Annotated in this window: 23 protein-coding genes; 5 read left to right on the plus strand and 18 right to left on the minus strand. The window is 64.1% G+C overall.

Translation table 11 applies throughout. The features are described from left to right. The 18 genes from AB4Z51_RS39745 to motA form a co-directional block, all read right to left on the minus strand. A partial coding sequence (locus AB4Z51_RS39745; RefSeq protein ID WP_441499296.1) for a flagellin N-terminal helical domain-containing protein occupies nucleotides 1-269 on the minus strand: 269 nt, incomplete at its 3' end. 268 nt (nucleotides 270-537) lie between these two features. Continuing rightward, nucleotides 538-1443 carry a flagellin N-terminal helical domain-containing protein gene (locus tag AB4Z51_RS39750; RefSeq protein ID WP_135216098.1) on the minus strand — a complete coding sequence of 302 codons (906 nt, stop codon included), beginning with the start codon at nucleotides 1441-1443 and terminating at the stop codon, nucleotides 538-540. 261 nt (nucleotides 1444-1704) lie between these two features. After that, on the minus strand, nucleotides 1705-2445 hold the full coding sequence (gene fliP / locus AB4Z51_RS39755) for a flagellar type III secretion system pore protein FliP (protein WP_071909955.1): 741 nt from the start codon (nucleotides 2443-2445) through the stop codon (nucleotides 1705-1707). Further along, nucleotides 2442-2885, minus strand: coding sequence for a flagellar basal body-associated FliL family protein (locus tag AB4Z51_RS39760; RefSeq protein WP_014492666.1), 444 nt, complete (start codon nucleotides 2883-2885; stop codon nucleotides 2442-2444). Before AB4Z51_RS39760 ends, fliP begins: the two co-directional genes overlap by 4 nt. A gap of 42 nt (nucleotides 2886-2927) precedes the next feature. Then, nucleotides 2928-3623: a flagellar basal body L-ring protein FlgH gene (gene flgH, locus AB4Z51_RS39765; protein WP_135216097.1), complete on the minus strand. Its 696-nt coding sequence runs from the start codon at nucleotides 3621-3623 to the stop codon at nucleotides 2928-2930. After that, on the minus strand, nucleotides 3624-4394 hold the full coding sequence (locus AB4Z51_RS39770) for a MotE family protein (RefSeq protein ID WP_167768219.1): 771 nt from the start codon (nucleotides 4392-4394) through the stop codon (nucleotides 3624-3626). It lies immediately after the preceding gene. 67 nt (nucleotides 4395-4461) lie between these two features. Next, complete coding sequence (gene flgI / locus AB4Z51_RS39775) at nucleotides 4462-5592, minus strand: flagellar basal body P-ring protein FlgI (protein ID WP_135216095.1); 1131 nt, start codon at nucleotides 5590-5592, stop codon at nucleotides 4462-4464. Further along, the gene (gene flgA, locus AB4Z51_RS39780) at nucleotides 5589-6044 is read right to left on the minus strand and encodes a flagellar basal body P-ring formation chaperone FlgA (protein ID WP_343287552.1); all 456 of its coding nucleotides are present in this window, start codon (nucleotides 6042-6044) and stop codon (nucleotides 5589-5591) included. Before flgA ends, flgI begins: the two co-directional genes overlap by 4 nt. Before the next feature lie 35 nt (nucleotides 6045-6079). Then, nucleotides 6080-6868, minus strand: coding sequence for a flagellar basal-body rod protein FlgG (flgG, locus tag AB4Z51_RS39785; RefSeq protein WP_063981298.1), 789 nt, complete (start codon nucleotides 6866-6868; stop codon nucleotides 6080-6082). Between the two features lie 17 nt (nucleotides 6869-6885). Then, on the minus strand, nucleotides 6886-7215 hold the full coding sequence (locus tag AB4Z51_RS39790; RefSeq protein ID WP_441499297.1) for a flagellar hook-basal body complex protein FliE: 330 nt from the start codon (nucleotides 7213-7215) through the stop codon (nucleotides 6886-6888). Between the two features lie 2 nt (nucleotides 7216-7217). Continuing rightward, complete coding sequence (flgC, locus tag AB4Z51_RS39795; protein WP_014492659.1) at nucleotides 7218-7634, minus strand: flagellar basal body rod protein FlgC; 417 nt, start codon at nucleotides 7632-7634, stop codon at nucleotides 7218-7220. A gap of 11 nt (nucleotides 7635-7645) precedes the next feature. Continuing rightward, nucleotides 7646-8026 carry a flagellar basal body rod protein FlgB gene (flgB, locus tag AB4Z51_RS39800; protein WP_014492658.1) on the minus strand — a complete coding sequence of 127 codons (381 nt, stop codon included), beginning with the start codon at nucleotides 8024-8026 and terminating at the stop codon, nucleotides 7646-7648. 85 nt (nucleotides 8027-8111) lie between these two features. Continuing rightward, on the minus strand, nucleotides 8112-9197 hold the full coding sequence (gene flhB, locus AB4Z51_RS39805) for a flagellar biosynthesis protein FlhB (RefSeq protein ID WP_039153365.1): 1086 nt from the start codon (nucleotides 9195-9197) through the stop codon (nucleotides 8112-8114). 13 nt (nucleotides 9198-9210) lie between these two features. Continuing rightward, complete coding sequence (locus AB4Z51_RS39810; RefSeq protein WP_014492656.1) at nucleotides 9211-10251, minus strand: flagellar motor switch protein FliG; 1041 nt, start codon at nucleotides 10249-10251, stop codon at nucleotides 9211-9213. A 2-nt stretch (nucleotides 10252-10253) separates the two neighbouring features. Next, on the minus strand, nucleotides 10254-10628 hold the full coding sequence (gene fliN, locus AB4Z51_RS39815; protein ID WP_014492655.1) for a flagellar motor switch protein FliN: 375 nt from the start codon (nucleotides 10626-10628) through the stop codon (nucleotides 10254-10256). 76 nt (nucleotides 10629-10704) lie between these two features. Next, entirely contained in the window at nucleotides 10705-11019 is a 315-nt protein-coding gene (locus AB4Z51_RS39820; RefSeq protein ID WP_063981296.1) for a hypothetical protein, read from the minus strand. Then, a complete protein-coding gene (locus AB4Z51_RS39825) occupies nucleotides 11000-11941 on the minus strand; it encodes a flagellar motor switch protein FliM (protein WP_028153460.1) in 942 nt (313 codons plus the stop codon). Before AB4Z51_RS39825 ends, AB4Z51_RS39820 begins: the two co-directional genes overlap by 20 nt. Then, on the minus strand, nucleotides 11938-12834 hold the full coding sequence (motA, locus tag AB4Z51_RS39830) for a flagellar motor stator protein MotA (RefSeq protein WP_063981295.1): 897 nt from the start codon (nucleotides 12832-12834) through the stop codon (nucleotides 11938-11940). Before motA ends, AB4Z51_RS39825 begins: the two co-directional genes overlap by 4 nt. Before the next feature lie 142 nt (nucleotides 12835-12976). On the opposite strand from motA, the gene AB4Z51_RS39835 reads away from it, so the two are divergent. From AB4Z51_RS39835 to AB4Z51_RS39855, 5 genes are all read left to right on the plus strand, one after another. Next, nucleotides 12977-13777 (plus strand): DUF1217 domain-containing protein, encoded by an 801-nt coding sequence (locus AB4Z51_RS39835; RefSeq protein WP_071909951.1) that lies wholly within the window; start codon nucleotides 12977-12979, stop codon nucleotides 13775-13777. Between the two features lie 3 nt (nucleotides 13778-13780). Continuing rightward, nucleotides 13781-14509 carry a flagellar basal-body rod protein FlgF gene (gene flgF, locus AB4Z51_RS39840; RefSeq protein ID WP_071909949.1) on the plus strand — a complete coding sequence of 243 codons (729 nt, stop codon included), beginning with the start codon at nucleotides 13781-13783 and terminating at the stop codon, nucleotides 14507-14509. A 36-nt stretch (nucleotides 14510-14545) separates the two neighbouring features. Next, on the plus strand, nucleotides 14546-15871 hold the full coding sequence (fliI, locus tag AB4Z51_RS39845; RefSeq protein WP_063981292.1) for a flagellar protein export ATPase FliI: 1326 nt from the start codon (nucleotides 14546-14548) through the stop codon (nucleotides 15869-15871). Between the two features lie 852 nt (nucleotides 15872-16723). Beyond that, nucleotides 16724-17359 (plus strand): MarR family winged helix-turn-helix transcriptional regulator, encoded by a 636-nt coding sequence (locus AB4Z51_RS39850; protein WP_063981291.1) that lies wholly within the window; start codon nucleotides 16724-16726, stop codon nucleotides 17357-17359. A gap of 952 nt (nucleotides 17360-18311) precedes the next feature. Further along, the coding region (locus tag AB4Z51_RS39855) for a tyrosine-type recombinase/integrase (protein WP_441499298.1) at nucleotides 18312-19618 on the plus strand (1307 nt) is incomplete at its 3' end.

Consider the following 19618-nt stretch of genomic DNA (forward strand, 5'->3'; position numbering starts at 1 on the left):
GTCTTGTCGCCGACAACCGCGGTCAGAGCGGTGTATTCGGTGTCGACGGTCGCAGCCGACAGACCGAGCGAGTCGGAGACGGCGGAGAGCGCGGCGTTGTCGGCGCGCATCGACGTCGCGATCGACCAGTAGGCGGCGTTGTCGGAAGCAGTGGCCACGCGCTGGCCGGTCGAGATCCGGTTCTGCGTGGTCGCGAGCTGCGAGCTGACATTGCGGAGGGTCTGCAGCGCAGTCATTGCAGACGAGTTGGTGAGCAGACTTGAACCCATTTTTGATGTCCCTTTGAAGATTGAACTGTTTTTGGGGACATACCGGGCTTGCACCGGTACGACAGGGCGGCGTCATGCCTTTGGGCGGCGAAAAAGCAGGCCCAACCTGTCGTAGCGGCGACGATAGCGCGCGAAGCTTGTGCGAGGCTTGTGGCTCTGTGCCCGGACTGCAACAGGGCAGCCGAATTTGCGGCGTGCGCGCGGCAACACACCAAACGAAAGGGCCGCGCTTCGCGAGAAGCGCGGCCCTCCCCAGATGGTCTAAGGCTTAGCGGAACAGCGACAGGATGCTCTGGCTGCTGTTGTTGGCGATCGAGAGCGCCTGCACGCCGAGCTGCTGCTGGACCTGGAGGGCCGCCAGGCGGGTGGACTCCTGGTTCATGTCGGCGTCGACGAGCTGGCCGATACCGCGATCGACCGAGTCCATCAGCGACTTCACGAAGTCCGTGTTGGTCGAGATACGGGTCTTGACGGCGCCGAGGTCGGCGGCGGCCGAAGCCACCGAGTTGATCGCAGCGGTGACCTGCGTGATATAGCCGTCGAGCGTGGTCTGGTCAGCCGCGGAGTCGGTCAGCGCGGAGATGCTGAGCGTGTCGATCGACGCCGCGCCGCTCACCTTGTCCAGGAAGCCGCCCTGGGTCGCGGTGTAGAGCGAGTAGTTGGCGGTGGTCAGGGTGATCGAGCCCGTGGTCGGCGTGCTGCCGACGCGGGAGAACGACGACACCAGGTTCACGGTCGCCGGGGTGGTGGCGGTCGTGCTCAGCCAGTTCACGCCGTTGAAGGTCGCCGCATTGGCTGTCGCCTTCATCTGCTGCTGGATCTGGGTGACGTCCGCCTGGATCTTGGTGCGGTCGATACCAGCGGTCTTGGCTTCGACCAGCAGCGCCTGCAGCTTGGTCAGGCCGGAGTCCTTGTTGCCGATAACCGTGGTCAGAGCGGTATATTCGGTGTCGACCGTCGCAGCCGACAGACCCAGCGAGTCGGAGACGGCGGAGAGCGCGGCGTTGTCGGCGCGCATCGACGTCGCGATCGACCAGTAGGCGGCGTTGTCGGAGGCGGTGGCCACGCGCTGGCCGGTCGAGATCCGGTTCTGCGTGGTGGAGAGTTGCGAGCTGACAGACCGCAGGGTCTGGAGCGCGGTCATGGCGGTCGAGTTCGTAAGCAGGCTTGACATTGCGAATGTCCCTTTGATGTACGCGTTACATTTTCACGAGGGGACATACCGGGCTTTCACCGGTACGGAGGGGCGGCATCATGCCTTTGGACTGATGTGGGTGGGGTCCAACCCGCCGTGCCGCATTGCTAGCACGTCGAATCTTGCGCCGAGATTAAGATCGGCTTGAATTTCGCTGTAATATCATATAGTTAACATTACCCTCTGCTAACCATAGACCGGCACTTTTCGCTAACCATAACCGGCCGGCGATCGCGGTAGCTACGAGAACGACCGCACCAGTCCGGAGGCCAGCAGGTTCCAGCCGTCGATCAACACGAAGAACAGCATCTTGAACGGCAGCGCGATGATCGTCGGGGGCATCATCATCATGCCCATCGACATGGTCAGCGTCGCCACGATCATGTCGATGACGAGGAACGGCAGGATGATGAGGAAGCCGATCTCGAACGAGCGCCTGAGCTCGGAGATCATGAAGGCCGGAATGATGACGCGCATGTCGATGCGCTTGTCGTCGAACTTCTTGCGAAAGCTCTCCGCGGCGAGTGCCTCGAAGGTCTGGAGATCCTTGTCACGGACATGGGCCAGCATGAACTCGCGGAACGGATCGGTGATCTTCAGATAGGCCTCTTCCTCCGAGATCTCGTTCTTCATCAGCGGCTGGACGCCGGTTTCCCAGGCGCGGTCGAAGGTCGGCGCCATCACGTAGAAGGTCATGAACAGTGCGAGGCTGATCAGCACCAGATTGGCCGGCGTGGTCTGAAGGCCGAGACCGGAGCGCAGGAACGACAGCGCCACCGCAAATCGCGTGAAGCTCGTCACCATGATCAGCAGCCCCGGCGCCACCGACATCACCGTGATCACCGCCATCAACTGGATGATGCGGCCGCTGGTCGAGCCGTTGCCCGGCGGCAGCAGCGAGTTGAGGTCCGGAATCTGGGCCAGCGCCACCTCGGGCAGCACGACCAGAACCAACGCGAGCAGCAGGACTCTCACTCTCACTGAATCACCAAGGTCTCAATGATCAATTCGCGGATCTTGCCCGACGAGCGGATATTGGCGCGCTCTGTCAGGTCGTCGCGCAGATGCTGAAGCCCGCGCGATCCCTCGAACTGGCCAACCGATGCCGACCGCAGATAGGTCACGATGTCCTCGCTGATATGGGCGGCCAGGATGCCGGCATCCTCGTCGCTCATGCTATCGGTCACCATGGAGGCTTCGACACGGGCCCAGTTGTTGGCCGGCGCGGCGAGATTGGTCACGATCGGGGACAGCTTTCTCAGCCGTGCGCTGCCGGCGTAGCTCGTGGCAAGGGGCGGCGGCGTGGCGGTCTTCTTTGCGTCGGCGACGCGCTCCGCGGCCGCGAACAGATGTAGGCCTGCAACCGCGCCCGCACCGATCGCGATCAGGGTCAGCACCACAATGGCCGCAATCAGGCGCATCACGTCCCCTGCCCTCGCGGCGCGGCGCGGTCGGCGCGATTCTCAGAATGGTGCCACGGCGTCATAGATCCGATGTCCCCATCCAGGCTGCTGCACGTCAGACAGATTTCCGCGACCGCCATAGGCCACGCGTGCCTCGGCGATCTTCTCGTAGGAGATCGTGTTGGTGCGCGAGATATCGCGCGGACGCACGATGCCGCCGACGTTGAGCACGCGCATCTCGGTATTGACCTTGAACTCCTGCGAGCCGCTGATCATCATATTGCCGTTGGGCAACACGTCGGTGACGATGGCGGCAATCGACAGCTTGATGTCTTCGGTACGATCGATCTGACCGTTCCCCTTGATCTGGGTGTTGGTGTTCAGATTGGCGCTGGTCGAGCCCTTGTCCTGCCATCCGGCGACGTCCATCAGCCAATCCAGCCCGAACTTGATTTGCGAATCGCGCGAACGATCGGTCTTGTTGTCGAGCTTGGCCTTGTCCTGCATCGAGATGATGACGGTCACGACGTCGCCGGTGCGCCGGGCACGGGGATCGCGATAGAGATCCGTGCCGTCGTCCCAGGTCGAGCGATAGCTGACGGGCGTACGCATGCGGGGCGTCACCGGAATCGGATCGGCCTGTGTCCTCAGGCCGGTGCCGACCGGCGACAGTCGCGGACCGGTCAGCACTTCCGCGGGATCGCCGATGCACCCGGTCAGCATCAGGAGCAGCAGGATGAGGATCAGATTCTTCATCTATTTGGTCTTTCCGTCATCCACGCGACGCATTCCGCCGAGCAGATCGGCAAGGTGCGCCGCGCGTGCCGTCTCCATCTCGTTGAAGATCGCGCTCGAGCTCCTCGGACTGAGTTTTGCAAGCACGGCGGCGGCGGTCTCGTCCGCCATCCCGGCGATCTGGGTCGCCGCGGCATCCGGCTTCATGCGCGAATAGATCTCGACGACGCTCGCTTCGGCCTTCTTCAGGAAGTCGTCACGCAGCGCCATCCACTTCTCGTATTCGGCGCGCTTGGCCTCGACCTCGGCGATCCGCTCCCGGAGCTGGGTCTCGGCCTTCTCCAGCTCCCTGAGCTGCCAGGCCAACCGTGCATCGACGGCGGGATCGGCGACATTGCTGCAGAACAGGGCGACCTCATTGTCCGCAGGTACCGCAGCCTGTGCCGGTGCGGGCTTCGGCGGCGCCGTGACGCTGCCCGGCTTGGCCGGGCGCACGGGCGCGACTGCGGGCGCCGGCGCAGGCTTCTCGGGAGCCGGCACGGCCCCCGTGATCGCAGGTCCGGAATCTTCGGCGGCCCACGCCGTCGCCCGGAACAACGCATTGTCGCCCGGTATCGACGAGGCCGCCGGATACGGCTTCTGCGGTCCGGCCGCGCGTGCACGCGCGAAGGACAGCAGGTTGAGCGGCTTCGACGGCTTGGCCTCATCCAGCGCCAGAACGGGCGAAGCGCATCCGAACGCGCAGGCCGCGACCAGGAGGAGGAGTTTGGCTTTGTGATCCAGTTTCAGCATCGGGCCGCGTGCGATTCTCGGTCGAGACCTGAGCATTGAGCGACCAAGCTTGCACGACGCTTGTGCATCATTGCACGATGACGTCGGCCTGGAGCGCGCCGGCCGTTTTGATCGCCTGGAGGATCGCGATGATGCCCGACGGCTTCAGGCCGATCTGGTTCAGCCCGCGCACCAGGCGCTGGAGGTCGACGCCGCTCAGGATCGCCACCTGCGATCCGGCCTCGTTGGCCTCGACCACGGTCTGGGGAACGACCACGGTCTGCCCTCGCGAGAACGGCGCCGGCTGCGACACCACGGGAAGCTCGGTGACACGAACCGTCAGGTTGCCATGCGTCACGGCGACGGTCGATATGCGCACGTCGCGCCCGATCACCACCGTACCGGTCCGCTCGTTGATCACCACGCGCGCCGGCGTGTCCGGCTCGACCGTCAGCTCGCCGATTTCGGCGAGGAAGCGGACGGGGCCGATATGGCGCGGCTTCGACAGCACGATGGTGCGGTAGTCGCGCTCGAAGGCGATCTGCGCGCGGTAGCGGCCACCGGCGTAACCGTTGATGGCGTCGAGAATGCGTGTCGCGGTGACGAAATCAGGGTTCTTGAGCTCCAGCACCAGGAACTCCATCTCGTGGAGGCTTCCCTGCACCTCGCGCTCGACCAGCGCACCGTTCGGGATGCGGCCCGCCGTCGGCGTGCCCTGGCTGACGTTCTGCGCCTGCCCTCCCACACTGTAACCGGCGACCGTGACCGCGCCTTGCGCCACCGCATAGACCGCGCCGTCCGCCGCCCGCAGCGACGTCATCACCAGCGTGCCGCCGAGCAGCGAGGTCGCATCGCCGAGCGACGATACGGTCACGTCCATGCGCTCACCCGCCCCGATCGAGGGCGCCAAATCCGCGGTCACCATGACGGCTGCGACGTTGCGTGTGCGCAGCGTCGTCGGACGCGGGGGATTGTTGGTGCTCGTGGTCTCGTTCCTGACGTTGATGCCCATATTCTCGAGCATCGATTGCAGGGACTGCTCCGTGAACGGAGCGTTGCGGAGCGTGTCGCCGGTGCCGTTCAAGCCGATGACGAGGCCGTAACCGACGATCTGGTTTTCGCGCAATCCCTTGATGTCCGCGATGTCCTTGATGCGGACGGCCGCCTGGGCGCTGGCGGCGGAAACGAGCAGGACGAGCGCAAGCAGGAATCTGGTCATGATCCATCCACGACCTTGACGGTGCCGTCCGGCTGGACGACGCCTCTGATGATCACGCCGGTGTCGGTGTTTCGTACCGGGATGAGCGCGCCGGTCGCACCCGACTGCATCGCCGCGCCGTAAGTGACGATCGACAGGCCGCTGTCTTCCACCACGACCTTGACCATGGCGCCGCGGGCGATCGTCCAGGGATCCTCCACCGAATTGGTCGGAATCGGCTGGCCCGGCAGCAGCGCGCGCCGCGCCATGCGTCCGACCAGGATCTGGCGTCCTTCGATGAACATGGCAACGCCGAGCACATTCGGCGCGAAGGCGCGTTCCGTGATCATGTCGTCCCGGATCAGCTCGCCGGCGCGGATCGACACGGCCGGCACGGGAAGCCGCTTCTCCTCGGCCGCGGCGACGCGCGCCAAGACGAGAACCAGCAGCACGGCGGCCAACCCGCGCACCATCAAGCCCACCCTGTTCGACATCGAGAACACCGGAACTAGCGCATGCCCTTCGAGACCGTCTGGGCCATTTCATCCGAGGCCTGGATGACCTTGGCGTTCATTTCATAGGCGCGCTGCGCCGAGATCAACTCGGTGATTTCCTTGACCGGGTCGACGTTCGAGGCTTCGAGATATTGCTGATTGATCTTGCCGTATCCGGAATCGCCCGGCAGCCCGACAACCGGCGTGCCGGACGCCGTGGTCTCGCGATAGAGGTTGCTGCCGAGCGGCTCGAGGCCCGCTTCGTTGGCGAAATTGGCGAGGTTGAGCTGGCCGATCTGCCGCGGGTTCACTTCCGTATCCAGCTTGGCAAACACCTGTCCGGTCTGGTTGACGACGACCTGAACCGTTCCCTGCGGTATCGTGATTGCGGGATCCAGCAGATAGCCGTCGGTGGTGACGAGCTGGCCGTTGGCGTTGGGGCTGAACGAGCCGGCGCGAGTGTATTGCACCTCGTTGTTCGGGCCGAGCACCTGAAACCAGCCGCGACCGTTGATCGCGAGGTCGTAGGGGTTGCCGGTCTGCGTGAGCGCGCCCTGGATGTGCAGCTTGCGGATGGCCGTCGACTTGACGCCGAGGCCGAGATTGGAGCCTTCCGGGATGGGCGAGGAGCCATTGACGTTCGCGACGCCCTGCATGCGGTCCATCTGGTAGAACAGATCGGTGAATTCCGCTCGCGCACGCTTGTACGACGTCGAATTGATGTTGGCGATGTTGTTCGCGATGACTTCGATGTTGGTCTGCTGGGCGTTCATGCCCGTGGCCGCAATGGCGAGCGATTTCACAGCTTCATTCCCTCAGATCAAATCGACATCCGGACGACTTCTTGGTAGGCCTGCACGACCTTGTCGCGAACCGCGACCGCGGTCTGCAAGGCCTGCTCGGCCGACATCAGCGCCTCCACGACCTTCCGGGTCGATTCCTTGCCCTGCATCGCCGAGATCGACGCCGCTTCGCCCGCCTTCAGCGTCCCGATCGCGTCCGTCGTCACCTGCTTCAACACCGATTCGAATCCGACATCGTCGGTGGACTGAATGGCGGTCGGCGCCGCCGGCGCGATGGCCTGCGTCTCGGTCGCGCGGCTCGCCGCTTGCCCGGCGGAACTCGCGGTGGATGAAATTGCCTCAAGCATTGTCAGCTCCTCAGCAGGTCGATGGTCATGCCCAGCATCGACCGCACCTGTTTCACGACCTGGAGATTGGCTTCATAGGACCGGTTGACTTCCCGCATGTCGGCCATCTCGATCATCATGTTGACGTTCGGCAGCTTGACGTAACCGGCCTTGTCGGCGGCGGGATGTCCCGGCTCGTACTCCACGCGGTACGGCGTGGTGTCGACCCCGATCTCCTTGACCTTCGCAAGCTGCGCGCCCGAGGCGCGGTCCATGGCGGCATCGAAGGTGATGGTCTTGCGCTGATACGGATCGGCGCCGGCCGTGCGTCCCGTCGAGGTCGCATTGGCAAGGTTTTCCGAAACGATGCGCATGCGGGTCGACTGCGCTTCGAGCCCGGAGCTCGCGACCGTCAATGACGCTTGCAGTGAGTCCAGCACGTCAATTCACCTCAGCTCTTCGCGCTCGACAGCAGCATGCGGTGGAACGACCGCACGACCGCCGAGTTCATCGAGTAGTCGCGACTGACGTCGCTGCCCTTGATCATTTCCTGCTCGAGGCTGACGGAGTTGCCGGAATGAACCACTTCCCAGCTGTCCTTCTTCGCGGTCTTCCGCGTATCGGTCTCGGCCGCGGACAATTGCATGTGCGAGGGCGACGTCGTCGCGAGCCTGACCGGCGTGGCGTCGAGCACCTTGTTGAAGGGCTCGACGTCGCGCGCCTTGAAGCCCGGCGTATTGGCGTTGGCGACGTTGGTCGCAATGGTCGACTGGCGAAGCTCGAGGTACCGCGCCTGCGACGATGCGAGTTCGAAGAGATAAAGCGGTCCCACGACGGCCCCATGCTGATTTCTTAAGATTAAGTTTAGGGCCGCAAGCTTTCGTCAAGCTGATGCAGCCGACGCTATGCTCGGAAATCTACTGAACCTTCTCGGTCCGCGGCGCCTGCTTGGACTGCAGGAAGTAGATGATCTCGGCGACCGGCCGGAAGAATTCCGCCGGAATCACCTGGTCGACCTGAACCGCCTCATAGAGCGCGCGCGCCAGCGCCTTGTTCTCGATCACCGGGATCCGGTTCTGCTCCGCGACTTCGCGGATCTTGAGCGCGATCACGTCCATGCCCTTGGCGACCACCATGGGCGCTGCGTTTTCCTCGCGCTTGTAGCGCAGGGCGATCGCGAAGTGCGTCGGGTTGGCGATCACCAGCGTCGCACGCGAGGCGGACGCGATCATGCGTTGGCGCGAGCGGTCGCGCGCCAGCGAGCGCAGGCGCGCCTTGATCAGTGGATCGCCCTCCGCCTGCTTGTGCTCGTCCTTGATCTCCTGCTTGGTCATGCGCAGCTCGCGCCGCCAGTGGAAGCGCGCCCAGGCGAGATCGATCGCGACCAGGACGATGGTGGCGATGCAGATCGCCGAGACGATCCGCATCGCGATGTTGAGAATCATCTCCGGCAGCGCGACCGGATCCGTATACATCGCCTCGAACGCCCTGGCTTCGGACGAGCGCAGCACGAACACGACGACGACCGTCACCGAGACGAGCTTGAACAGCGACTTGGCGAATTCGACGAGGCCCTGCGTTCCGAACAGCCGGCTCCAGCCGCTGATCGGGGAGATTCGCGACAGCTGCGGCTTGATCCGCTCCAGCACCAGGCGCGGCGCATTCTGCAGCAACGATGCGGCGAGGCCGAACACCGCCAGGGTGACGACCAGCGGCACCAGGAATCGCAACGCCTCGAGGCCCACCACCGTGAGCAGGTTGCGCGCGTCCGCGCCGTTGCTGAGAGGGAAGCCTTCGGGATCGTCAAGCAGGCTCTTCAGCGTCGGCGTCAATTGCTGTACGCCCTGGCCGATCAGGAACGCCTGGATCACCATCAGCGCGGCCATCGAGGCAAAGATAGAAGCCTCCCGAGAGACCGGGATTTTGCCCTGTTCGAGCGAATCGCGGACTTTTTTCTCGGTCGGCTCTTCTGTCTTGCTCTCCTGATCGGATGTTTCTGCCATGCCCGTTCAGCGGTCAGCGGAAGACCAGCTCATCCTCCTGCTCGGGGTTGAGCTCGATTTCGCCCTTTTCCGCCAGGTCGAGTGCAAGGTCGGTGATGACGCGGCGCGCCTCCAGCACGTCGCGCTGGTTCGACGGCTCGCCGATGGCGAGTTCGTGCTCGACGACGCGGCGGACACGCGAGGCAACCGAGGACAGGATGAGTTCGCGAAAATGCTTGTCGGTGCCCTTCAGCGCGATAACGATGCGATCGGTCGGCACCTGGTCGAAGATCATGGTGCGCGCCTTCGGGGTCAAATTGACCACGTCGTCGAAGGTGAACAGCAATTCCTTCAGAACTTCGGCCGACTTCGGACGCTTCTCCGACAAGCTCTTCAGCATGTCCTCGATATGGCCGCGCTCCATCTTGTTGATGATGTCCGCAACGCGCGCGTAGGTGTCGGCGCCGAGGTTGCGAGCGAAATTGAGCGTCAGGTCCTCGTGCAAGGTCTTCTCGAGGACTTTCATGGCGTCGTCGACGATCGGCTTGAGGCTGAGGACGCGCCGCATCAGTTCATTGCGCAGGCTCGACGGCAGCTGGCTCATCACCTTGGCGGCGCAGGACGGCTTGACCTTGGACAGGATCAGCGCCGCGGTTTGCGGATGCTCCTTGGAGAGGTACGTCGCCAGCGAGTTTTCCGACACCGACGAGACGCGGTCCCACACCGACCGGCTCGAATTGCCGAGCAGGTCCGACATGATTGCCGAGACCTGGTCGGCCGGCAGCACATCGCCGAGCACGGCTTCGAGACCGCCGATGGTGCCGAGAATGTTGGCGCCCATCGAGAATTGCTGGGCGAACTCCTCGACGATCGACTCGAGCTCCTGCGCGGTGATCGGCCGCAGCTCGGCCGCGGCCTTGGTGACGATGCGAATATCCTGCGGCTCGAACTGCGAGAGCACGCTCGCGGCCGCCTGCCGGCCCATGGCCAGCAGGAGTGCCGCGACCTTTTCCGTTCCGCCCAGCGTGGCAACGCCTCGCTGCTTGATAGGAGCGACGCCGACCTGTGCCGCCATGATCAGGTATCACCCTGCCCCAGCGGTCCGACGATCTCGGTGAGCGAGACGCCGAAGCGGGAATTGTCCTCTTCGACGACAACCACTTCGCCGCGGGCAACGACGCGGCCGTTGACCACGACGTCGACGGGCTCGCCGACGCGGTGATCGAGCGGAACCACCGCGCCGCGGCCGAGTTTCATCAGATTCGCGACGGGAATGGTCGCTGATCCCAGCACCACCTGCATCGTGACAGGAATGCGCAGGATGGCATCGACATTGGCGAATTTGCCGGTTTCCTCCGCCGTGCGCGCGGCGATCTCCGCCAGCCGCTCCAGCGGAGACGCATCGGTCTCTCCCGATGCCGATGCAGACTCATATTCGAAAGATTGCGCCATTTGGTATCGCCTCTTGGTATTTCCGCTCCCGGAGCGCCGCGACGGTCCGATCGCACGTGTTCTGCAAGTCCCGAATTCAATGCTTGTTCGCCTCGGCGCCGCTCACGGTTGAGGCCGGTTGGAGCCCGCTCCGCGCGTCGAGCGCCGCGATCGCCTCGTGGGCCTGATCTATCTTCGTGCTCAGCACATTGGCGAGCCGGCCGAGATTTGCGGTGGAATCATGCGCGGCGGTGATGACGGTGTCGAAGGCGCCCGCCGTCTCGTGGACGATGGTCGAGAACTCGCCCTGGTAACTGCGCAGCCGCGCCAGTTCGCGGTGCATCCGGGTCACCCTCATGCTGGTGAAGGCCAGCGCGATCAGCAGCACGGCATCAACGAGATAGGATATCATCGACGAACTCCCGCTTCTGATCGACGGGATCCGCCACCTGCATGGCGTAATAGCCATCGAGCTGGCCGATCTGACACCAGAACAGCACCTGGTTGTTGCTCTCGAGCCGGGCCAGCGTGCGCGGCGTGGCCTCGAGCTCCAGAACCTGCCCCACCTTGAATTGCACGACGTCCTCGAGGGAAATCATCTTCTCGTCGAGCACCGCGCTCAGCGTCACTTCGGTACGGTGAACCTCGCTCTCCATCTGCTCGCGCCAGCGCGGATCAGCCGCGCGGCCGTCGCTGACGACGACGTGGGCGAGCTTCTGCCTGAGCGGATTGAGCGCGGAGTGCGGAATGATCAGGAACATCTGGCCGCCGCGATAGAGCGCCTGCACCATCATGTTCGCGCAGATCGACATATTGCTGGCGCGCCCAATCGCGAGCGACGCCATCGCCGTCTCGACTCGCTCGACACGGAAGGTGACATTGGAGGTGCCGGCGAAGGCGCCCTGCAGCGCCTTGGCGAACCGCTCAAACAGCGCCTGGACCAGCCGGATCTCGATGTTCGAGAAGGTGCGTTCGACGTCGAGCGGCGGTTCGGCGCCGTCGGAGCCGAACATCGCCTCGACCATCGTGAACACGAAGTCGCGATCCAGCATGATGATGACGCGCGAGTCCCACTGCTCGGCATAGAGCACGGCGGCAACCGCGTTGCCCTCGTAATCCTTGATGATGTCGCCGAGCGGGTCGTTGGTGATGCCGTTGACGGAGAAGTAGCACGGCGTTCCCGCCATCGGCTGCAGGCTGTCGGTGCACGATGCCGCCATGCGATCGAAGATCACATTGAGCATCGGCATGCGCTCGATCGATATGCCGGCGGCGTCCAGCAGGTAGTTCGGCAGCTGCTTCCGCTGATCGACGTCGAGGTCTTCCGTCATCATGCGCGGGCAGCCTTCGGTTCAGCCTCGGTCGCGACGGCCTTGGGACCCGCGATCGTCTCGTTCTCGACCACGTCGATCGACGGCCGTTCGCCGCTCGCGATCATCTTGCGACCGTGCTCGACGGCGATCTGCGGCATGGCGCCGTTCATGAACGCCAGAAGCGTCTGCTTGACGATGATGTAGGGCCGGCAGCGCTTCTCTCGCGTCATCTTGATCTTGATCGCGAAGGGCGAGAGGACGCCGTAGGACAGGAAGATGCCGGCGAAGGTGCCGACGAGCGCCGCGCCGATGAAGCCGCCAAGGAGCTTCGGCGACTGGTCGAGCGCGCCCATGGCCTTGATGACGCCGAGCACGGCGGCGACGATGCCGAGCGCCGGCAGCGCCTCGGACACGACCACCATCGAATTGTAGGGCGCCAGCTTGGCCTTCACGATGGTGTGGATCTCTTCGTCCATCAGCGCTTCGATCTCGTGCGTGCGCGCATTGCCCATGATGATGAGGCGGACATAGTCGCAGATGAACTGCAGCAACGGCGGGTCCCCAAGGACGCTCGGGAACGCCTTGAAGATCTCCGAGGACGCGGGATCGTCGATATGCGCCTCGACCTCGTTGCGGCCCTTGCCCCGCAGCTCCCGCATCAGGGCATGGAGCGCTCCGAGCAGATCGAGGTAATAGCGCTCACTCGGCACCGCGCCGGTGATGGCCTGCATGCAGGCCACGCCGGTATCAACGACCGTTTTCCACGGATTGGCGACGATGAAGGTGCCGATCGCGGTGCCCAGGATGATCACGAATTCCCACGGCTGCATGAGCACGGCCAGATGCCCGCCCATGGCGGCAAATCCGCCGAGCAGTGCCGCTACCGTGATGAAAATCCCCACGAAACTGAGCAACGCGCCACTCCATCGCCGATCCCATCGGGAATATCTAGTCGGCGACGCTTGCGCGAGGCTGGCTTCGTGGTCGCCAGCCCCGCGCAAGCAATTGGCGGCAGCTTGAGACGAAGTCGCAACGGCGGCCAGAGGGGCGCGTGCCATGCTATCCACGATCGCGGACTACACCAGACTGACCAAGGATATGGGCAAATCGCTGACACAGGTCGCGGCCCAGCCGGACGTCAGCCGCGACACCGATTATTTTCTCAGCCATATCGGCAATGTGAAGACGATCGACGACTTCCTGAAGGACTATCGCCTCTACTCCTATGCGATGAAGGCCTTTGGTCTCAGCGACATGACCTATGCCAAGGCGTTCATGCGCAAGGTGCTGACCGAGGGTGTCTCCGACTCCAAGAGCTTCGCCAACAAGCTGACCGACACCCGCTACCGGCAGTTCGCCGCCGCCTTCAATTTCGCCGCCCTCGGCGACAAAGCGACCCAGACCGCCGCCGCCACGACCGGTACGGCGACCCAATACGTCACGCAGACGATGGAGGAGAAGGCCGGCGACCAGAACGAGGGTCTGCGGCTGGCGCTCTATTTCACCCGCAAGGCCTCCACCATCAGCACTTCCTACCAGATCCTCGCCGACAAGGCGATGACGCAGGTGGTCCAGACCGCGCTCGGGCTGCCGTCGACCATCAGCGCGGCAGACATCGACGCCCAGGCCAAGCTGATCACGAGCAAGATCGACCTCACCGATTTCCAGGACCCGGCCAAGGTCACCAAGTTCGTGCAGCGCTTCGCCGCGATGTGGGATGCGACCCAGGCCCAGAACGACATCAACAATGGCAACTCGACCAACTCCGCGCTGGTCCTGATCGGCGGCGCGTCGTCGATGGCCGGCCTGGATACCGACATGCTCACGAAGCTTCAGTCCATCCGGTTCGGAAAGTAAGTCATGCAATCGGCCCTCTATGTGGGATTGTCGGCGCAGGTCGCCCTCGAAAAGCGCCTCCAGACGATCGCCAACAACGTCGCCAACGTCAACACGGCGGCATTCCGCACCGACGTCGTGAAGTTCGAGACCGTGCTGTCGAAGGCCGGCGCGAACCCGGTCGCCTTCTCCTCGCCCGGCGACAACATCATCTCGCGCGAGATGGGCAGCATCACCGAGAGCGGAAACCCGCTCGACGTCGCCGTGGTCGGACAGGGCTGGATCGCCTTCGCCGGCCCGAACGGCACGGTCTATACGCGCGACGGCCGCCTCCAGCTCGCCCCCAACGGCGATCTTCAGACCGTGTCCGGCTTCCCCGTGATCGATGCCGGCGGCGCGCAGATCACGCTCGACCCGAACGGCGGACCGATCGCGATCGCCCGCAGCGGCGCGATCACCCAGGACAACAACGAGATCGGCTCCATCGGCCTGTTCAACATTCCCGCCGATGCCAATCTCGAGCGCTACGGCAATTCCGGCGTCACGCCGGACCGGCCCGCGACCGCCATCGCCGATTTCTCCCGCGACGGCTTCAAGCAGGGCTATGTCGAGGGCTCCAGCGCCAATCCGATGATGGAATTGACGAAGCTGATCGCGGCTTCGCGCGCCTTCGACGGCACCAATTCGATGATCGAGGGCACCGAAAGCTCGCTCCAGAACGCAATCCGGACGCTGGGCGAGCCGGGCAAATAGACTGCGCTGCATGCGCATTGAGGGTGGACGGTTTCCTTGAACGCTCTTCGGCAACTCGAGTGGGCGCTGCTGGAGCTTCAGCAGAGCACTCCCCTGGCCAGCGTCAGCGGCGCGATCTCCGAGATCGCTCCGACGCATTTCCGCGTCTCCGGCCTGTCGCGCTTCGTCAGGCTTGGTGAACTGATCGGCGTCAACTCCGGCGGCAAGCCCCAGATCGGCGAGGTGGTGCGGATCGACAGCGAGGGCATCATCGCCAAGCCGTTCGACCGGCAGTTCGCCGGCGGCCTCGGCTCGGTCGCCTACCGGATGCCGCCACTGTCCTTCGCGCCCGATCCGAGCTGGAAGGGCCGCGTCATCAACGCGCTCGGCGCGCCGCTCGACGGACAAGGTCCCCTCACCCCGGGGTCGCGCACCGTCTCGGCGGAAGCCGAGGCGCCGGCGGCCATGAAGCGGGCGCGCGTCCACAAGCCGCTGCACACCGGCGTGCGCGTCATCGACCTGTTCGCCCCAATCTGCGCCGGCCAGCGCGTCGGCATCTTTGCCGGCTCCGGTGTCGGCAAATCGACGCTGCTGGCGATGCTGGCCCGCAGCCAGGGCTTTGACACCGTCGTGCTGGCGCTCGTCGGCGAACGCGGCCGCGAGGTGCGCGAATTCATCGAGGACGTGCTCGGCGCCAACCGCAGCCGCGCCATCACCATCGTATCGACGGGAGATGAAAGCCCGATGATGCGGCGGCTGGCACCGAAGACCGCCATGGCGGTCGCCGAATATTTCCGCGACCGGGGCGAATCGGTCCTGCTGGTGGTCGATTCGATCACCCGTTTTGCCCATGCCGCCCGCGAGGTCGCCCTCGCCGCTGGCGAGCCTGCGGTCGCACGCGGTTACGCACCGACGGTCTTCACCGACCTGCCCCGCCTGCTGGAGCGCGCCGGCCCTGGCGAGGAGGGATCCGGGACGATTACCGGCATTTTCTCCGTGCTGGTCGACGGTGACGATCACAACGAGCCGATCGCCGACACCATCCGCAGCACCCTCGACGGCCACATCGTGCTCTCCAGGCACATCGCCGACCAGGCGCGCTATCCCGCCGTCGACGTTCTGGCCTCGGTCTCCCGCCTCGCCCACAACGTCTGGGACCCCGAGGAGCGCGAATTGGTGAGCAAGCTGCGCACCATGATCGCCAAATACGAGGACACGCGCGACCTTCGCCTGATGGGCGGATATCAGACGGGGCGTGATTCGGGTCTCGACCAGGCCGTCGACATGGTCCCGAAGATCTACAGCGCCATGCGGCAGGACGCCTCGGCAGGGCCGAGCGCCGATCCATTCCGCGAGCTGCGAGACATGCTCAAGGGCGACTAGCCGGGCGCGGCCGGCGCGCCCGTCGTCGTCGACCTGCTCATTATCGCGACAGTCGATCACGCATGCCGCTGCGCCTCCGGCGCATGCGCACCCGTCGCCGACTGCCGCTTTCCGTCGCGCGCTAGCATCGGCCGTTCGGTGGAGATCGTGCCGCCGAGGCGAAAGCGATCCGGCGAACCCGTCTCGCTGTCGTTATCACAACAACCGCTGCGTGCAATCCCTACGAGTTCCATTGCCGATTCTGTGACGGATCGCACAAGTTGTGGATGACGCGCCGCTGCGCGTCACCGTCATGCACAAGCTTCCATCAATTTGCATCAACGGCGAACAGCAGCAGGCGTGCAATCAAACCGTCGCACATTTGCGTGCAAGTAGCTTGTTACACTGCGTATTGCGATCACCATGATGTGTCCTGACAAACGAGATTGTCTTGAACGTTACAATCGCTTCGAGCGACAGCCAGTCTTCGGGAGCGTCTCTACTTGATTTTGTTGAGAAGCTCATTCATCGTTTCGATGGAATACAAGAAACGTCTGCGTGTGACTTGAACTTCAGGGGCTACGGTTGAACAATACCGATCCATCGTCCGGCTGTGACGGCAACTCGGGCTTTCGTTCGACGACGCCACGATTGGCACACCATCATCGACACAGCTTCTCGCGCCGTATCTCGCAGGGTCCATCTGTCGAGATCGGCGGCAGAACGGTCCGTGCTTTCGCGCGAGAGGCGGGCCCTGCGCCTGCGTATGTGTCGATTGTGGTTGGTACGGCTTCTCGCGAAGGACTGGTACGCAACGACGGAAGGCGGCTCCGGGGCGCCGCAGACGTGATATCCGGGGCAAGGTAGGAATTTATGCCGTTGGCACGCGAGGCCGTCGAGCTGCTGGTTCAGGCGGCCAGAGCCTGGTATTTCGAAGGCAATCAGCACGGGTTGCGCGACCGGGAATGGATGGCGCTGCGCTTTCTTCACCGCGCCAACAGGTTCTCGCGCACGCCGTCCGCGCTGGCCGGCTTCATCGGCGCGACCCGCGCCACCGCATCGCAGATCGTGAAGACGCTGGAAGCCAAGTCCTTCCTGGTGCGAAAGCCGTCGCACGAGGACAAGCGGTCCGTCGTGCTGCACGTCACCGCGCAAGGCGAGAAATGCCTGAGCCAGCACGACCCGATCAATCACGTGGTGAACGCGGTCACGTCTCTCGGCACCGACGAATGCGTCAGGCTGCGCGACTCGCTGCGCGAGATCCTCAATCATCTCGACGCGGCCCATCAGCGGCTCGATGCCAGCATCTGCCGCGACTGCATGTTTCTCGCCGAACGCAGTCCCGGCGCGGGCAAGGGACGCGCGAGCGCCGAATTCATGTGCCGGCTGTACCGCGCCCCGGTTTCTCTCGAGGAGACCGAGCTCCTCTGCACCAGCTTCGAGCGCACCCGCGACCGCCCGAAGATCGAGGGGCATCTCGACCGCGCGCGCATGGCGAGCCAGGGATGACGCGGGAGTTCGCGACGTGATGGAACGCGCAAGTTTCGGGCGGATGCGATCGCCGGCGCTTGCGTAAAGTTTCTCAGCGGTATCGTTCTTTGAAACACTCGTTTCGTCTCCCGGATGCGCTGACCAGGCACGGGAACATAGTGGCGCACACTCCCTCCGCAACGTCATTGCGAGCGCAGCAAAGCAATGACGGAGTAGGAGGCATCGCCGTCGTCCTCCAGGTACCACTGTCATTCCCCGCGACCCGGCTACGCCAAGGCTTCGCCGGGGCTGAGGTCCAGGGCCGCCGAAGCTTTAGCGTAGGCGGCAAGCGGGGAATCCAGTACGCCGCGGCCTCTCGGCTCAATCACAGCCGTCTCTGGAATGCTGGATCGCCCGGTCAAGCCAGGCGACGACAGCGAGTGCCTGGTCGCAGACACGCCTTCGCATCCTCGCGGCGCATCTCGCCCGAGCTTTGCTTGATCTCTCCACCCTCGAAGCCAAGAGGGCGCAGGGAACGCCGGGTGCAGACCTCGCACCCGCGGTCCGCTGCGCGAAAGGTAGCGCAAGGAAACCGCACAGCAGCATACAGGTGGTGCCAATCACTCGGCCTTCCCTGCGCAGTGGTCGGACGGCTTATGCCGTGCTCTCCCGGGAGCCGAATTCCCTCTGGCCTCCCTCACGCCTGCGAAAGTCGCCGACAGCGCGCCGGTTGACGCGACTGCCGCATTCGCAAAGCACTTGACCGTAGCAACGACGGCCAGGACCACACGTCTATATTTTGGCATTCGGTGAAACAGGCCGAAACTAAGAAAACCCTTTAAAAGAAGTGCTTTTTGATTAGCCTGACGCGGGCTGTTTCAGCGGGCTTCACCAAAATAAGGGCCCGGCCCTAAGCCTTTCAGCGTCCGCACGACAAACTGAAAGTCCCCAAGCCGAGCCCTTTGGTCCAAGCCTTAGGAGCCGAAACCACATGAAGAATAGCACTGTCCCCTCCCCCGCCGGCAAGCGCGGCCGCAATAGCAGCGCCATTCTGACCGATCGCATGTGCGAAAAGCGGGTCGCCAAGAGGACCAAACTCTACGACCGCAAATGCCCTGGCCTGTACGCCAGCATCACCATGGCCGGCGTCGCGACCTTCTCATTCAAGTTCACCGACCGCCAGACCGGCAAGCAGCGCACCGGGTGGCTGGGCGTCTACAATCCCGAGACCTTCACGGTCGAGGACGCCCGCAGCAGGGTCTACGGCCTCAAGGGTATGGGGGGCGAGGCACTCGCCGAGACTTTTCGCGACCAGAAAGCCACGAAAGCCAAGCGTGGCAAGACCGTCGCCGAAATCGTCGACGAGCGAATCACTTGGATGAAGACGCCGGTCAAGAAGCCCGACGGCGAGATGCGCCCCCGGCTGGAAAGCTGGGAGAACACCGCGAGCCACCTCGACCGCTTCATCCGCCCCCGCCTCGGCAAGAAGTTAGCCATGGAGGTGACCAAGCACGACATTGCGACGCTCTCGAACGACATTGTCGCTGGCAAGTTCGGCAAGCCCTCTGTCAGCAACGCGCGCCACATGCGCAAGGCGGCCTCCGGCCTGTTCAACTGGGCGGCCGAAGCGGGCCGCGACTACGTAACTGCCAGCCCCTGCGTCAATCTGCCCAAGCTGGACCCAGAGCATCCCCGTACACGCGTACTGTCCGAGGGCGAGATCAGGACGTTCTGGCATGGACTGGACCGCAACGACCTCCCCTATGACCGCCGGACGCGCCTCGCGCTCAAGTTCGAGCTGGTCACCATGCTGCGGTCACGCGAGTTGCTCGGCGCGCGCCGGAATGAGCTGTTTGACCTCGGCGGCGACTACCCGCGTTTTGACGTGCCCCTCAAGCGGGTCAAGAAGCGGCGGGTGATCCAGCAGCCACTGTCCGATCTGGCGGTCGAGATCCTCAAGGAAGCCTTGCGGGGATCGAACAAGCAATACGTCTTCGCCTCCCCTCTCGGCGATAAGCCGCTCCATCGGAAGGCGATGGCGGACGCGCTGCGCGGCGACAAGCGCAAGGGCAAGATGAGGACGCCCGGCATCTGCGCACTGCTCGGCCTCAAGCCGTTCACGCCGCACGACCTGCGTCGGACGGCGGCGACCTTGGCCGGCGACCTCGGCTTCGATGATGCGTGGATCGCGAAATGTCTCGACCACGCCGCGAGCAAGAAGGCCGAGGTCGTCGTGCCGACCGTCACCGGCAAGGTCTACAACCATTCCAAGCGGATGAAGGAGAAGCGCGCGGTGCT

Origin of the sequence: Bradyrhizobium sp. 2TAF36 (genome assembly GCF_052114925.1) — a bacterium.
Classification (GTDB): Bacteria; Pseudomonadota; Alphaproteobacteria; order Rhizobiales; family Xanthobacteraceae; genus Bradyrhizobium; species Bradyrhizobium barranii.